This is a genomic window from Nocardioides sp. IC4_145 (assembly GCF_011250565.1).
Classification (GTDB): domain Bacteria; phylum Actinomycetota; class Actinomycetes; order Propionibacteriales; family Nocardioidaceae; genus Nocardioides.
In genome coordinates, this window is sequence record NZ_JAANMS010000051.1 from 1 (window position 1) to 13,002 (window position 13,002).

A 13,002-nucleotide genomic window follows, 5' to 3' on the forward strand; every position below is an offset into this window, starting at 1 on the left:
GAAGCGGCCCGCCCATGGAGGTCCCCCCGCCTCATCCCGTCCAGCCGAACCTGCTCGCGACCTGGACGACCGTCCAACAGGCGGTCCGGATGGCCTCGAGCGGCCGGATGGTCGAGGCACGGGAGCTGCTGCAGCGGGCCGCGGCCGACCTGCACCCGGCGGACGTGGTGACCCGCGAGGGCAGGCGCGACGACCCGGAGCACGTCGACACGGCGCCCGTCGCGGTGCTCGTCCACCTCGACCAGCTCCTCGCTACGGTCGCGGCCGCCCGGCACACCACCGAGCGACCCGCCGACGCCGGCTCGGACCTGGTGCGCTGCGCCCGGCCGGTCCGCCGCGGTGACGTCCTGTGCCTCCTGCGGGTGCGCGGGGGCGGGCCCACGGCGTACGACGACCTGCTCGCCCGCGCGGGCGCCGCGCTCCGGGCGGACGACCAGCTCGTCACCGTCGCCGACGACCACGTGCTCGTCGTGCTCGCCGGGGTCTCGCGCTCCATCGCGTGGCGGCGGATGAGCGGCCTGGTCGGCGGGTGCGTGTCGGCCGACGGCGGACGCACCGCCGTGGTGCACGCCGGGCTCGCCGTCGTCGACGACGCCGGCCCCGCGGCCGCGCTGGAGGCCGCTCGCGGCGCACTTCTGCTGGCAGCCGCCGAGGCCGCCGGTCGGATCGCGCTCGCCCAGGTCGCCTGACCCGGGCGACGCCGCGGCGTCGGTTCATCAAGGTATGCAGGGAAGCCGACGACGGCGTCGGTTCGGCTGCATACCTCGGTGGAGCGCCACTCCCCACGCCCAGCTCACCGAGGGAAGTGGTGGTTCAGCTGCACACCTTGATGAAGCAGCAACGGACCGCCCGCGCAGGAGGGCCACGCTGAACGAGATCGGCTCCCGCACCCAGGCCCTCCCGGCGCCGCCCCGGGTGGTGTGGCGATCGCTGGCCGTGCCCGACGAGCGGGGCACACGTGCCTGGTTGGCCGACGGGCTGCGCAGCGACGAGGTCGTGCCGACGGTGCTCGAGGCCGACGAGCCGCACCGGGTGCTGTGGTCGACCCTGTGGCCGCACCGGCCCGAGGACGTGATCGAGCTGCTCGTCGAGCCGGCGGCCCGCGACACCACCCGGCTCCGGTCCACCCACCTCACCCCTCACGACCTGCCGCCAGATGCGAAGGTCGGCCACCTCCGCGAGCGGGTCAACCAGCTGCTCTTCGCCGACCTCCGGTTCTCCTACGGCCAGTGAGCCGGACGGGCGGCCGAAGCGCAGCACTCCGCGGCCTCCGCCCCCACTTCTCGGCCATCGCGATGGCCGAGAAGCGTCAGCATCCCAGGTTTACTTGGGATGCTGACGCTTCCCTGCCTCCGCTACCGACCGGCCAGCCAGCGGGCCGAGCACAGCGACCGTCAGCGGCGGCGCGCAGCGGCGGAGTCGGCGAAGGCGCGGTCGAGGGTGGCGAGCAGGGCGTCGCTGGCCCGCGGGGCGACGACGTTGATGACCTCGCCGACCGCGCCGGCGGCCGTGCCGACGGTGAGCGGTCGGTCCTCGAGGGCGCGGACGACCTTGGCGGCCGCCTGCTCGGAGGTGGCGCCGCGGCCGGCGTACGCCTCGGTGGGGGCTGTCATCGGGGTCTGGACGAGCGAGAAGCGCATGTTGGTGAAGGTGACGTTCTCGAAGAACGTCTCCCGCCCCGCGATCCGGCTCCACGTGTCGAGGGCGGTCTTGGAGGCGATGTAGGCGGAGAACTTCGGCGCCTTCACCTGCACGCCCCACGTCACGACGTTGACGACGTGGCCGAACCGCTGCTTGCGCATCGCCGGCAGCAGCCCGAGCGTCAGCCGCACCGGCCCGAGGAAGTTGATCGCCATCGACCGCTCGACGTCGTGGAACCGGTCGTAGGACAGCGCGAGCGAGCGCCGGATCGACCGGCCCGCGTTGTTGACGAGGTAGTCGACGGCGTCGTGCTCGGCCAGCACCTGCTCGACCAGCGCGTCGACGGCGGCACCGTCGGTGAGGTCGCAGGGGTACGCCGTGGCGGCGTCGCCGATGCGGGCGCGCACCCGCTCGAGCTCCTCGGCCCGGCGGGCGACGAGCAGCACCTGCGCGCCCCGCTCCGCGACGGCGTACGCCGTGGCCTCGCCGATCCCCGAGCTGGCGCCGGTGACGAGGACCGTGCGGCCCGCGAGCGGACTGGGCCGGCGCAGCACGCGACGGGTGACGGCGAGCGGCGTCTGCAGCAGCGGGGTCCCCACCAGCAGTCTCATGCGGTCTCCCAACGGAAGATGCGGGCGGCGGCGAGGGTGACGACGACCGCGAAGGCGGCGAGGACGGCCATCGGGACGAGCACTGCGGCGGGCCCCTCGCCGCGGACCATGACGTCGAGCATCCCCTCGTTGAGGTGCTTGAGCGGCAGCACGTTCGAGATCGCCTGGAGCCATCCCGGCGCCGCGGACAGGTCGAAGAACGAGCCGCTGAGGAAGGCCATCGGCAGCACGACGATGTTCGCGGCGTTGACGGCGCCCTCGGTGGTGCGGGCGAGCGCGCCGGCGAGCAGGCCGATCGCCATGAAGCACAGCGTGCCGACCACCACCAGCGGCACGGCTGCCCACCACGACCCGGTGAGCGTCAACCCGAAGGCGGCTGCGCCGAGCCCGAGGAAGATCGCCATCTGCACCAGCGCGATGCCGAGGGTGACGGCGACCCGCGCGGCCACGATGGTGCGCGTGGAGACCGGCGCGAGCTGCAGCCGTCGGAGCAGCTTGGTCTGCCGCCAGCCCTGCAGCGTCGCCGCGGCGCCGAACGCCGCGCTCATCGCGACCGCCCAGCCGAGCAGCCCGGGGGTGACGAACTGGATGGTCTCGAGCGACTCGTCCTCGACCCGCTCGGTCTCGAGGGCGAAACGCGGCGGCTCGCCGGACTGCGCGACGTTGGTGCCGTCGACGAAGGCGCGCAGCGCGCCCTGCGTGACAGCTGCCTTGACCTGGTCGGTCTCGGTGTAGTGCGCGACGAGGGTGTCGCCGTGCATCTCGATCGCGACGTCGGCGTCTCCGCGGCGCACCTCGGCGATCGCGTACGCGAGGTCCTCGGAGCGCGTCACCTCGAAGGTGTCGTCGAACGCGGCGCGGGCGTCGGCGTCCATCTCGTCGAGCAGCGCGACCTCGCCGACCTGCACCAGGTGCACCTCGGACGGGCCCTGGCTGCCGAGCAGCCCGCCGAAGAGCACGAGGAACATCAGCGGGAAGACCATCGAGAAGAACACCGAGGCCCGGTCGCGCAGGAAGCCGCGGACGATGGCGAGCGAGAGGGCACGGAAGGCCGCGAGGCGGGTCATGCGCGGTACTCCCGACCGGTCAGGTCGAGGAAGACGTCCTCGAGCGTGGCGGTCTGGACGCGTACGCCGTCGAGCCGGTCCTCCGCGGCGAGGCGGGCGACCACCCGGGCGGGGTCGCGGGTCACCAGCACCACGCCGTCCGGCGACTCCACGGCGTCGGCGACCCCGGGCAGCCCGCGCGCCTCGTCCAGCCGCAGCTGGCCCGGCGCGACGGTGATCCGCGCGGGGGCGTCGAGCCCACGGACGAGCGCGGCCGGGGTGTCCATGCTCAGCACCCGCCCGGCGTCCATCACCGCCACCCGGTCGCAGAGCACCTCGGCCTCGTCCATGTAGTGCGTGGTGAGCACGACCGTGCGGCCGGAGTCGTTGATCCCCGCGAGCAGGTCCCACAGGTTGCGCCGCGCCTGCGGGTCGAGCGCCGCGGTCGGCTCGTCGAGGAAGACCAGCTCGGGGTCGTGGACGAGTGCGCACGCGATGGACAGCCGCTGCGCCTGGCCGCCGGAGAGCCCCTCGACGCGGGTGTCGGCCTTGTCGACGAGCCCCACCCGCTCGAGCCACTCGTCGCCGCGCGCCGGCGCGACGCCGTACAACGAGGCGAAGGTGTGGATCTGCTCGCGCGCCGTCAGCCGCTCGAAGAAGGACGAGGCCTGGAGCTGCACCCCGATGCGCGGCAGCAGGCGCGGGTCGCGCGGCCACACCGGCTGGCCGAGCACCCGCACGGTGCCCGCGTCGGGGCGGCGCAGGCCCTCGACCAGCTCGAGCAGCGTGGTCTTGCCGGCACCGTTGGGGCCGAGCACGCCGACGAACTCGCCCTCGGCCACCTCCAGGCTCACGCCGTCGACCGCCCGGACGTCGCCGTAGGACACGGCGAGGTCCACGACCTCGATCGCGGCGCTCACGCGACCCCCGCACCGCTCGAGGGTGCGTACGCCGGCGCGACGAGCGGCCACGGGCGGGCGGCCTCGAGCTGGGCGCTCAGCGAGAGCAGGGTGGTCTCGTCGTCGGTGCGGCCGACGAGCTGGACGGCGACGGGCAGGCCGTCGGCGGCGGGCCCGCACGGGACGGCGGCGGCGGGGTTGCCGGCGACGTTCCAGAGCGCGGCGTAGGCGATCGCCGGCATCGCGGCGAGCGCGGAGCGGACCGTGCCCCTGCCGTCGAGGACGCCGACCGGGGCCGGGCGGTGCGCCACCGCCGGGGTGAGCAGCACGTCGACGTGCTCGAAGACGCGGTTGGCCCTCTCCGAGACCTTCTCGGTCAGCGCGAGCGCCTTGTCGAGGACCCTCGGGGTCGCCCACGCGCCGAGCCGGCAGGTCTCCCGCGTGCGGCGCTCGAGGCGGTCCGGGTGCTCGACCACGGCGGCCTCGGCGCGGATCCCGCCGAAGAACTGCGGGACGAACGCGGCCGTGGGGTTCGGGTACCTCGGGTCGACCTCCCGGACGTCGTGCCCGAGGTCGGCCAGCAGCCGGGCGGTGTCCTGCACCGCGCGGACGTGGGCCGGATCGGGCCTGACGCCGAGCGTGACCGGCTTGGTGGTCCAGCCGATGCGCAGCCGGCCGGGCTCACGTCGCGCGGCGTCGGCGAAGGACTCCGCGGGGCCGGCCTGCCACCGGTCGGCGTCGGTGTGCCCGCGGACGACGTCGTACACGAGCGCGCTGTCGAGCACCGACCGCGCGAGCGGGCCGGCCGTGCCGAGCGCGAACCACAGGTGGTCGTGCGGCGCCGAGGTCACCCGTCCCCGTTGCGGCTTCAGGCCGAAGAGCCCGCAGTGGGCGCTCGGGATCCGGATCGAGCCGCCACCGTCGCCACCCATGCCGACCGGCACCATCCCGGACGCGACCGCCGCCGCCGTGCCGCCGCTCGAGCCGCCCGGCGTGCGGGTCCGGTCCCACGGGTTGCGGGTGTAGCCGCGCGAGGAGGACTCGGTGTAGGGCCAGGCGCCGAACTCCGGCATCGTCGTCGTGGCCACCACGACCGCACCGGCCGCGCGCAGCCGGCGCACGACCTCCGCGTCGGCGGCCGCGGGCGTGCTGTTGGCCTCGCCACCGAAGGTGGTGACGAGGCCCTCGACCGCGAGCTCCTCCTTGATGACGACGGGTACGCCGTGGAGCGGGCCGGGCGCGGCGCCACCGGCGCGTGCCGCGTCGAGCCGGTCCGCATCGGACCGGGCGCGGTCGGCCGCCAGCTGGGAGACCGCGTTCAGCGCCCCGTCGCGCGCGGCGACCCGGGCCAGCGCGGCGTCGACGACCGCTCGCGCGGTGGTCTCCCCGCTCGCCGTGAGCCGCGCGGTCTCGGCCACCCCGGCCGTCGTCAGGTCGTCCACGCGGCGCAGCCTAGGGGCGCTCCGGCCGCCGCGCCGCCGGGGCGGCACGGCACCGGTCCAGACCGCACCCAACCGCCGGCCCCGCGGCTCCGAACCATCCCGGGAGCACCACCGAGCCGCCTCACCCGAACGCATGGGGGCCATACCCCCCGGGTAACGGAGGCTCGCACCGATCGTGCGCCATGTGGCGCGCGCAGCACCGCAGCACCGCAGCTGCACGACCAGGGAGGACGGTGACGGTGTCCGCGACCCCTGATCTCGTCGTGCTTCTCGACGACGACGGCCGCCCGTGCGGGACGGCCCCGCGCGCGACCGTCCACACCACTGACACGCCGCTCCACCTGGCGTTCTCCTGCTACGTCCTCGACGCCGAGGACCGCCTGCTGCTGACCCGCCGCGCGGTCTCCAAGCGCACCTGGCCGGGAGTGTGGACCAACTCCTTCTGCGGCCACCCGCGGCCCGGGGAGGACCCGCTCGACGCGGTCCACCGGTACGCCGCGCACGAGCTGGGCCTCGAGGTCACCGACCTGGAGTGCGTGCTGCCGGAGTTCCGCTACCGCGCGGTCGACCCGAACGGCGTGGTCGAGAACGAGCTGTGCCCGGTCTACGCCGCGCGCACCACGGGTCTCCCTCAGCACAACCCCGACGAGGTCGAGGAGAGCCACTGGCTCGGCCTCGGCGAGCTGCAGGCGGCGCTGACCGCCGCGCCCTGGGCCCTCAGCCCGTGGCTGCGCGAGCAGGCCGCCGAGCTCGACGCGGCCGGCTGGTTGGCCGCGACGGCCAGGGCCACGCGGTGACCGCGACCGGTCGCCCTGACGCGCCGACCGGCGACTGGGTCCGACGCGCGCTCGACGAGCAGCTCGCGCCACCGCCCGACACCGTGCCCGGCTCGGACGAGTCGGCGCTGCAGGCGGCACTGACCTGCGCCACGGTCGGCGGCAAGCAGTTCCGCCCGCACCTGGTCGAGAACGTGCACCGGCTGCTCGGCGGGCGCCGGCCCGACGCCGTACCTCCCGTCGCCGCCGCTCTCGAGCTGCTGCACACCGCCTTCGTCGTCCACGACGACGTCATCGACGGCGACGACACCCGCCGCGGGCGGCCCAGCGCGCCCGGGACGTTCCGCGCGCACGCCCAGCGCGCGGGCGCCTCGCCCGAGGCCGCCGACGCCTACGCGCTCGCCGGGGCCGTCCTCACCGGCGACCTCGCGCTCGCCGGTGCCGTCCGCGCCGTAGCGACCGCGCCCGCTCCCCCGGTCACCGTCGGCCGGCTGCTCGACCTGCTCGACTGCGCCCTGCGCATCTCCGCGGCCGGCGAGCTGGCCGACGTCCGGTTCTCGATGGGCCTGGCCGAGCCGTCCCTGGCCGACGTGCTGACGATGGAGGAGCACAAGACGGCCGTCTACTCCTTCGAGCTCCCCCTGCAGTACGGCGCCGTGCTCGCCGACGCCGACGACGCGGTCGTCACCGGGCTCGGCCGGGTCGGCCGCCAGCTCGGCCTGGCCTACCAGCTGCTCGACGACGTGCAGGGCGTCTTCGGCGACCCCGCGCGCACCGGCAAGTCCGAGCTCGGCGACCTGCGCGAGGGCAAGCGCACCCCGCTGGTCGTCCACGCCCGCACGACTTCCGCGTGGCCGGTCGTCCGCCGGCACCTCGGCGACCCCGACCTCACGCCGGCCGCCGCCGCCGAGATCCGCCGCGCCCTGGAGGCCGGCGGCTCGCGCGCCTTCGTCGAGGACCTCGCCGCGGGCTACGTCGACGCCGCGACCGCGCAGACCGCCGAGCTCGGCCTCCCCGCCGAGCTCGTCGCCTGGGTCGGCGACATGTCCGAGACCCTGACCCGAGGAGCAGCATGACCGCGATGGAGTCGACCTCGGGGGACCGGGACGGGTCGTCGGGCCGGTCCTCGTGCCGGGCGTCGGGCCGGGCGTCGGGCCGACCGGCCGGTGCCAGCCCGGCCGACGACTACGACCGGGTCGCGGAGGCTGCCGCGGCGGTGGTGATCAAGCGCTACTCCACTTCGTTCGGCCTGGCCACCCGGCTGCTCGCCGAGCCGGTCCGCACCCACGTCCGCAACGTCTACGCGATGGTCCGCGTCGCCGACGAGATCGTGGACGCCCCCCGTCCCGACGGCACCCGCGCCCACCAGGCGCGCGTGCTCGACGCGCTGGAGGCCGACGTCCGCACGGCGATGCAGACCGGCCACAGCGCCAACCTCGTGGTCCACGCGTTCGGCCGGACCGCCCGCCGGTGCGGGATCGACCGGTCGCTGGTCGACCCGTTCTTCGCCTCGATGCGCACCGACCTGTTCCGCGTCGAGCACGACGAGGAGTCGTTCGCCCGCTACGTCTACGGCTCGGCCGAGGTGGTCGGCCTGATGTGCCTGCGGGCCTTCGTCGCCGACCAGCCCGCCGCCGACGCGGCCTACGAGCGGCTCGCGCCGGGCGCCCAGCGCCTCGGCGCGGCGTTCCAGAAGGTCAACTTCCTGCGCGACCTCGCCGCTGACGACGGCCAGCTCGGCCGCCACTACTTCCCCGGGCTCGACCCGACGCGCCTCGACGACCGGACCCGCGACCTGCTGCTCGCCGACATCGAGGCGGACCTCGACGTCGCCGCGCAGGCGATCCGCGAGTTGCCGTCCGGCTGCCGCAATGCGGTGGCGCTCGCCCACGGGCTCTTCGCCGAGCTCTGCGCGCGCCTGCACGCGACCCCCGCCGAGCAGATCCGCCGAGAGCGGGTGCGCGTGCCCGGCCCGGCCAAGGCCCGCGTCGTCGCGCGCACGCTCGTGCGGGGCGCCCGATGAGCCGGGCGCCCGGATCGGCCGTCGTCATCGGCGGCGGCATCACCGGCCTGGCGACCGCGGCGCTGCTCGCGGCCGACGGCTGGTCGGTCGACCTGCTCGAGCAGCGCGACGAGGTCGGCGGCCGCGCGGGGTCGTGGGAGGCCGACGGCTTCCGCTTCGACACCGGCCCGTCGTGGTACCTCATGCCCGAGGTCTTCGACCACTTCTTCGCGATGCTCGGCACGAGCGCGGCCGAGCAGCTCGACCTGGTCCGCCTCGACCCGGGCTACCGCGTCTTCTTCGAGGGCCGCGACGAGCACCTCGACATCGCCGCGGACCGCGACGCCAACATCGCGCTCTTCGAGTCCGTGCAACCCGGCGCCGGCGCTGCGCTGTCGGCGTACCTCGACTCGGCCCGGCACGTCTACGACCTCGCCGTCCAGCAGTTCCTCTACACCAGCTTCGAGTCGACGGCGTCGCTGCTCAGCGCGAACATCCTGCGCAACGGGCCACGCCTCTCCGGGCTGCTCACCCGCTCGCTGGAGAGCCACGTCGCCGCCCGGTTCGAGGACCCGCGGCTGCGGCAGGTGCTGGGCTACCCAGCGGTCTTCCTGGGCACCTCGCCGGAGCGCGCGCCGAGCATGTACCACCTGATGAGCTGGATGGACCTCGCCGACGGCGTGCTCTACCCCCGCGGCGGCTTCACCACGCTCATCGCGGCGATCGCCCGGCTCGCCGAGCAGCACGGCGTGCGGATCCGCACCGGCTGCACCGTCGAGGAGATCCGCACCCGCACGGCCGCGCGCGGCCGTGCCGTCGCCGAGGGGGTGTCGTACGTCGACCGCGACGGCGCGCGCGAACGGCTCGACGCCGACGTGGTGGTGGGCGCCGCCGACCTGCACCACCTCGAGACCCGGCTGCTGCCGCGCACGCTGCAGACCTACCCCGAGGGCTGGTGGAGGAAGCGCGACCCCGGCCCCGGCGCGGTGCTGGCGCTGCTCGGCGTCGACGGCGAGCTGCCCGAGCTGGCGCACCACTCGCTGTTCTTCACCACCGACTGGCGGGTCAACTTCGACGACGTCTTCGGGCGCACGCGGCGCGTGCCGGACCCGGCGTCGATCTACGTCTGCCGCCCCAGCGCCACCGACGACACCGTCGCGCCCGCGGGCAAGGAGAACCTCTTCGTGCTCATCCCGGTGCCGGCCGACCCCGAGATCGGCCACGGCGGAACCGCCGGGGCGGGCCACCCGGCGGTCGAGAAGGCCGTCGACGCCGCGATCGACCAGGTCGCCACCTGGGCCGGCGTGCCCGACCTCGCCGCCCGCGTCGAGGTCCGCCGCACCATCGGGCCGGCCGACTTCGCCGACGACCTCGGCTCGTGGCAGGGCGGTGCGCTCGGCCCCGGGCACGTGCTCAAGCAGAGCGCGTTCTTCCGCGCCGGCAACGTCTCGCGCAAGGTCGACGGGCTGTTCTACGCCGGGTACGCCACGCGCCCCGGCATCGGCCTGCCGATGTGCCTGATCTCCGCCGAGCTCGTCCTCAAGCGGCTGCGCGAGGACCGCTCGTCGGGGCCCTCCCCGGAGCCGCGCGCGTGAGCGTCCTCTACCTGCTCTCGATCATCGTCCCGACCGTCTGCATGGGTCTGGTCGACCGGCGGTGGCGGTTGTTCCTCTTCCGCCCCTCCGTGGCCCGGCGGGCGGTGGTCGTCGTGGCCGCCGGCACCGTGGTGTTCCTGGTGTGGGACCTGATCGCGATCGGCGCCGACATGTACCACCGCGGCGAGTCCGAAGCGATGACCGGTATCGAGCTCGCGCCCGAACTGCCGCTGGAGGAGCTGTTCTTCATCGTGTTCCTCTGCTACCTCACGATGGTGCTGCACCAGGCCTTCCGGCTCGTGCTGGCCCGCACCACCTCGGCACCGCCCGAGCGGGACCGGGAGTCGGCATGACGTACGCCGGCCTCGCCGGGATCTTCCTCGCGCTCTCCGCCGTGGTGCTCGTCGTGGCGGTCGTGCGCCGCCGGCCCTCGCGGACCTGGTGGGCGGCGACCGCGCTGACCACGCTCTCGCTGTTCGTGCTCACGGTCGTCTTCGACAGCCTGATGATCCTCGCCGACCTGTTCCGGTACGGCGAGGGCGCGGAGCCGGCGTTCCTGCTCTGGAAGGCGCCGGTCGAGGACCTCGCCTGGCCACTCGCCGCGGTGCTGGCGCTGCCCGCCCTGTGGCTGCTGCTCTCGAAGGAGGAGGATCGATGACCGTGACCGCCACCGCGCCCGCCGGCCGCCGTGAGCCCCGGGGACCGCTGCCCCTCCTCGGACAGGTCCTCGCGTCCTCCCGCCCGCTCTCCTGGGTCAACACCGCCTACCCCTTCGCCGCGGCGTACCTCCTCGCCGGCGGCGGTGTCGACACCCTCCTCGTGCTCGGCACCTTCTGGTTCCTCGTGCCGTACAACCTGCTGATGTACGGCGTGAACGACGTCTTCGACTACGAGTCCGACATCCGCAACCCGCGCAAGGGCGGCGTCGAGGGCGTCGTGCTCGACCGGTCGGTGCACCGGCTGACGATCGCGCTGGCCGTGCTGACGAACGTGCCGTTCGTGGTCTACCTGCTCGCCGTCGGCGACGGGCTGTCGCGCGTCGTGCTCGCGGTGAGCGTGTTCGCGGTCGTGGCGTACTCCGCGCCGGTGCTGCGCTTCAAGGAGCGCCCGTTCCTCGACTCCCTGACCTCCAGCACCCACTTCGTCAGCCCGGCGGTGCTCGGCCTCGCGCTGGCCGACGCGCCCGTTGAAACGACCACCGTCGCGGCCGTCGTCGGCTTCTTCCTGTGGGGCATCGGCTCGCACGCCTTCGGCGCCGTCCAGGACGTCGTCGCCGACCGCGCCGGCGGCATCGCCTCGGTCGGCACCGTCATCGGTGCCCGCGGGACGGTCTGGTTCGCGCTCGGGGCGTACGTCGCCGCCGGCCTCGTCCTGCTGCTGCTCCCCTGGCCCGGCACGCTCGCCGCCGCGCTCGTCCTGCCGTACGTCGCCAACGTCGCCGCCTTCGTCCGCGTCACCGACGAGACCTGCGAGGGCGCCAACGCCGGCTGGCGGCGGTTCCTCTGGCTGAACTACCTCACCGGGTTCCTCGTCACCCAGCTGTTCCTCTGGATCACGCTGCGCTGAGTGCAGTTTGGCGGGCCGTCAGGTTCATCGGGGCCCCGGCGGACCTCACGGTCCCCCGATGAAATTCCGTCCGGGCACCGTCAGGTTCATCGGCGCCCCGATGAACCTCACGACCGCCCGCGCGCGAACCGGTCGCGCCACCGCAGCCACGGCGGCGAGACGGCCCAGTTGACCTCGAGGGTGCGGCGGGCGCGGTCCATCCGGCGGCGCAGCTGGGCCCACCCGCGCAGGCTGCGGCCGGAGACGCCGACGGCGAGCATGGGGTCGAGGCGGATCCGCCGGCCCGGGCCGAGCACGAAGGCGAGGTCCATGTCGTCGTGCAGCTCGGGGTCGTGGCGGTGCACGTCGGCGCGGACGGCCTCCCACGCCGTGCGTCGCAGCGCCATGCTCGAGCCCCACAGGGCGGTGTGGCCGAGGGCGAGGTGGGTGAGCACGTAGTAGGCGCCGAGGTACGCCGCCGCCGCGACGTGCCGCACGCCCCACGGCAGGTCGTGGAACGCGCCGATCCCCGTGGCGGCGTCGAGCCCCGGGTCGCTCATCCGGCGGGCCACCCGCTCGACCCAGCGCGGGCCGGGCCGGGAGTCGGCGTCGAGCCGGGCGATCACGTCGCCGCGCGCCTCGTCGTAGCCGCGGGCCGCCGCGGGCGGGATGCCCACCGCCGGCTCCTCGACCACCCGGGCGCCGAGCTCGCGGGCGACCGCGGCGGTCTCGTCGGTCGAGCCGTTGTCGACCACGACCACCTCGAGCGGGGCGACCGTCTGGCGGGCGAGCAGCTGCAGGCACCGGCGCAGCGCGACGGCGTCGTCGCGGGCCGGGATGACCACGCTGACCGTCGGCAGCGGGCGTGGGGAGCGGCTCACCGGCGCGCCCCGCGCAGCAGCAGCCCGCTGCCGAGCGCGACGCCGGCGACCAGCGCGCCGACCATCCCCGCCGCCAGGTCACCGATCGTGTCGTCGTACCCCACCTGGATCCGGCTGTCGAGGAAGGTGTGCCCGTACCACTCGCCGAACTCCCAGACCACCGCCAGCGCCGTGCCGGTCGCGGTGGTCAGGACGGCCACGGCCGTCCGGGGGAAGCGCAGCGCGGTCTCCGCGGCCGACGCCATCCCGACCCGGACCAGCACGAACTGCACCAGCGCCGCGATCAGTCCCGTGGCCGCGGCGTGCACGACGACGTCGAGCCACGGGACCGCGAGGTACCAGTCGAGCACCGCGGCCCAGGCCGCCACCAGGATCGTGAGGCAGTACGTCGCGTCGAGCGCGGCCGGCGCGGAGAACGCCCGCGGCACCACGGTCCCGCCGAGCACGAGGAAGAACACCGCCCCCGCGATCCCGCCGTACGCCGGCAGGCCGACGAGCAGGCTCACCAGCGCGGCCACCCGCACCGCGTCCGCCGCCACCAGCCTGTCCACGCCGGCGAGCCTA

The 13,002-nt window shown here is 74.9% G+C and carries 15 protein-coding genes; 9 read left to right on the forward strand and 6 right to left on the reverse strand.

The window, feature by feature from the left end; genetic code table 11:
• Together G6553_RS17875 and G6553_RS17880 are read left to right on the forward strand one after the other, a co-directional pair.
• A partial coding sequence (locus G6553_RS17875) for a hypothetical protein (protein ID WP_207619962.1) occupies positions 1 to 689 on the forward strand: 689 nt, incomplete at its 5' end.
• Positions 690 to 936: 247 nt separating this feature from the next.
• Entirely contained in the window at positions 937 to 1,233 is a 297-nt protein-coding gene (locus G6553_RS17880; RefSeq protein WP_207619963.1) for a hypothetical protein, read from the forward strand.
• Between the two features lie 161 nt (positions 1,234 to 1,394).
• Here the strand turns inward: G6553_RS17880 and G6553_RS17885 are convergent, their stop codons facing one another.
• From G6553_RS17885 to G6553_RS17900, 4 genes are read right to left on the reverse strand one after another with little or no spacing between them, the layout of a single operon-like run.
• Positions 1,395 to 2,252 carry an SDR family NAD(P)-dependent oxidoreductase gene (locus tag G6553_RS17885; protein ID WP_166195981.1) on the reverse strand — a complete coding sequence of 286 codons (858 nt, stop codon included), beginning with the start codon at positions 2,250 to 2,252 and terminating at the stop codon, positions 1,395 to 1,397.
• The gene (locus tag G6553_RS17890) at positions 2,249 to 3,319 is read right to left on the reverse strand and encodes an ABC transporter permease (protein ID WP_166195983.1); all 1,071 of its coding nucleotides are present in this window, start codon (positions 3,317 to 3,319) and stop codon (positions 2,249 to 2,251) included. The genes G6553_RS17885 and G6553_RS17890 overlap by 4 nt, the downstream gene beginning before the upstream one ends.
• On the reverse strand, positions 3,316 to 4,218 hold the full coding sequence (locus tag G6553_RS17895) for an ABC transporter ATP-binding protein (RefSeq protein WP_166195985.1): 903 nt from the start codon (positions 4,216 to 4,218) through the stop codon (positions 3,316 to 3,318). Before G6553_RS17895 ends, G6553_RS17890 begins: the two co-directional genes overlap by 4 nt.
• Positions 4,215 to 5,639 carry an amidase gene (locus tag G6553_RS17900; RefSeq protein ID WP_166195987.1) on the reverse strand — a complete coding sequence of 475 codons (1,425 nt, stop codon included), beginning with the start codon at positions 5,637 to 5,639 and terminating at the stop codon, positions 4,215 to 4,217. The genes G6553_RS17895 and G6553_RS17900 overlap by 4 nt, the downstream gene beginning before the upstream one ends.
• A 239-nt stretch (positions 5,640 to 5,878) precedes the next feature.
• On the opposite strand from G6553_RS17900, the gene idi reads away from it, so the two are divergent.
• From idi to G6553_RS17935, 7 genes are read left to right on the forward strand one after another with little or no spacing between them, the layout of a single operon-like run.
• Entirely contained in the window at positions 5,879 to 6,436 is a 558-nt protein-coding gene (idi, locus tag G6553_RS17905) for an isopentenyl-diphosphate Delta-isomerase (RefSeq protein WP_347565793.1), read from the forward strand.
• Complete coding sequence (locus G6553_RS17910) at positions 6,433 to 7,491, forward strand: polyprenyl synthetase family protein (protein WP_166195991.1); 1,059 nt, start codon at positions 6,433 to 6,435, stop codon at positions 7,489 to 7,491. The genes idi and G6553_RS17910 overlap by 4 nt, the downstream gene beginning before the upstream one ends.
• Positions 7,488 to 8,438: a squalene/phytoene synthase family protein gene (locus G6553_RS17915; RefSeq protein ID WP_207619965.1), complete on the forward strand. Its 951-nt coding sequence runs from the start codon at positions 7,488 to 7,490 to the stop codon at positions 8,436 to 8,438. Before G6553_RS17910 ends, G6553_RS17915 begins: the two co-directional genes overlap by 4 nt.
• Complete coding sequence (crtI, locus tag G6553_RS17920) at positions 8,435 to 10,012, forward strand: phytoene desaturase family protein (protein WP_166195993.1); 1,578 nt, start codon at positions 8,435 to 8,437, stop codon at positions 10,010 to 10,012. The genes G6553_RS17915 and crtI overlap by 4 nt, the downstream gene beginning before the upstream one ends.
• Positions 10,009 to 10,365 (forward strand): lycopene cyclase domain-containing protein, encoded by a 357-nt coding sequence (locus G6553_RS17925; RefSeq protein WP_166195995.1) that lies wholly within the window; start codon positions 10,009 to 10,011, stop codon positions 10,363 to 10,365. Before crtI ends, G6553_RS17925 begins: the two co-directional genes overlap by 4 nt.
• A complete protein-coding gene (locus G6553_RS17930) occupies positions 10,362 to 10,670 on the forward strand; it encodes a lycopene cyclase (RefSeq protein ID WP_166195997.1) in 309 nt (102 codons plus the stop codon). Before G6553_RS17925 ends, G6553_RS17930 begins: the two co-directional genes overlap by 4 nt.
• A gap of 2 nt (positions 10,671 to 10,672) precedes the next feature.
• Complete coding sequence (locus G6553_RS17935) at positions 10,673 to 11,578, forward strand: prenyltransferase (RefSeq protein WP_207619966.1); 906 nt, start codon at positions 10,673 to 10,675, stop codon at positions 11,576 to 11,578.
• Positions 11,579 to 11,685: 107 nt separating this feature from the next.
• On the opposite strand, the gene G6553_RS17940 is transcribed toward G6553_RS17935, so the two are convergent.
• Together G6553_RS17940 and G6553_RS17945 are read right to left on the reverse strand one after the other, a co-directional pair.
• On the reverse strand, positions 11,686 to 12,438 hold the full coding sequence (locus G6553_RS17940) for a glycosyltransferase family A protein (protein ID WP_166196001.1): 753 nt from the start codon (positions 12,436 to 12,438) through the stop codon (positions 11,686 to 11,688).
• On the reverse strand, positions 12,435 to 12,989 hold the full coding sequence (locus G6553_RS17945; RefSeq protein WP_166196003.1) for a hypothetical protein: 555 nt from the start codon (positions 12,987 to 12,989) through the stop codon (positions 12,435 to 12,437). The genes G6553_RS17940 and G6553_RS17945 overlap by 4 nt, the downstream gene beginning before the upstream one ends.
• Positions 12,990 to 13,002 lie beyond the last annotated feature (13 nt).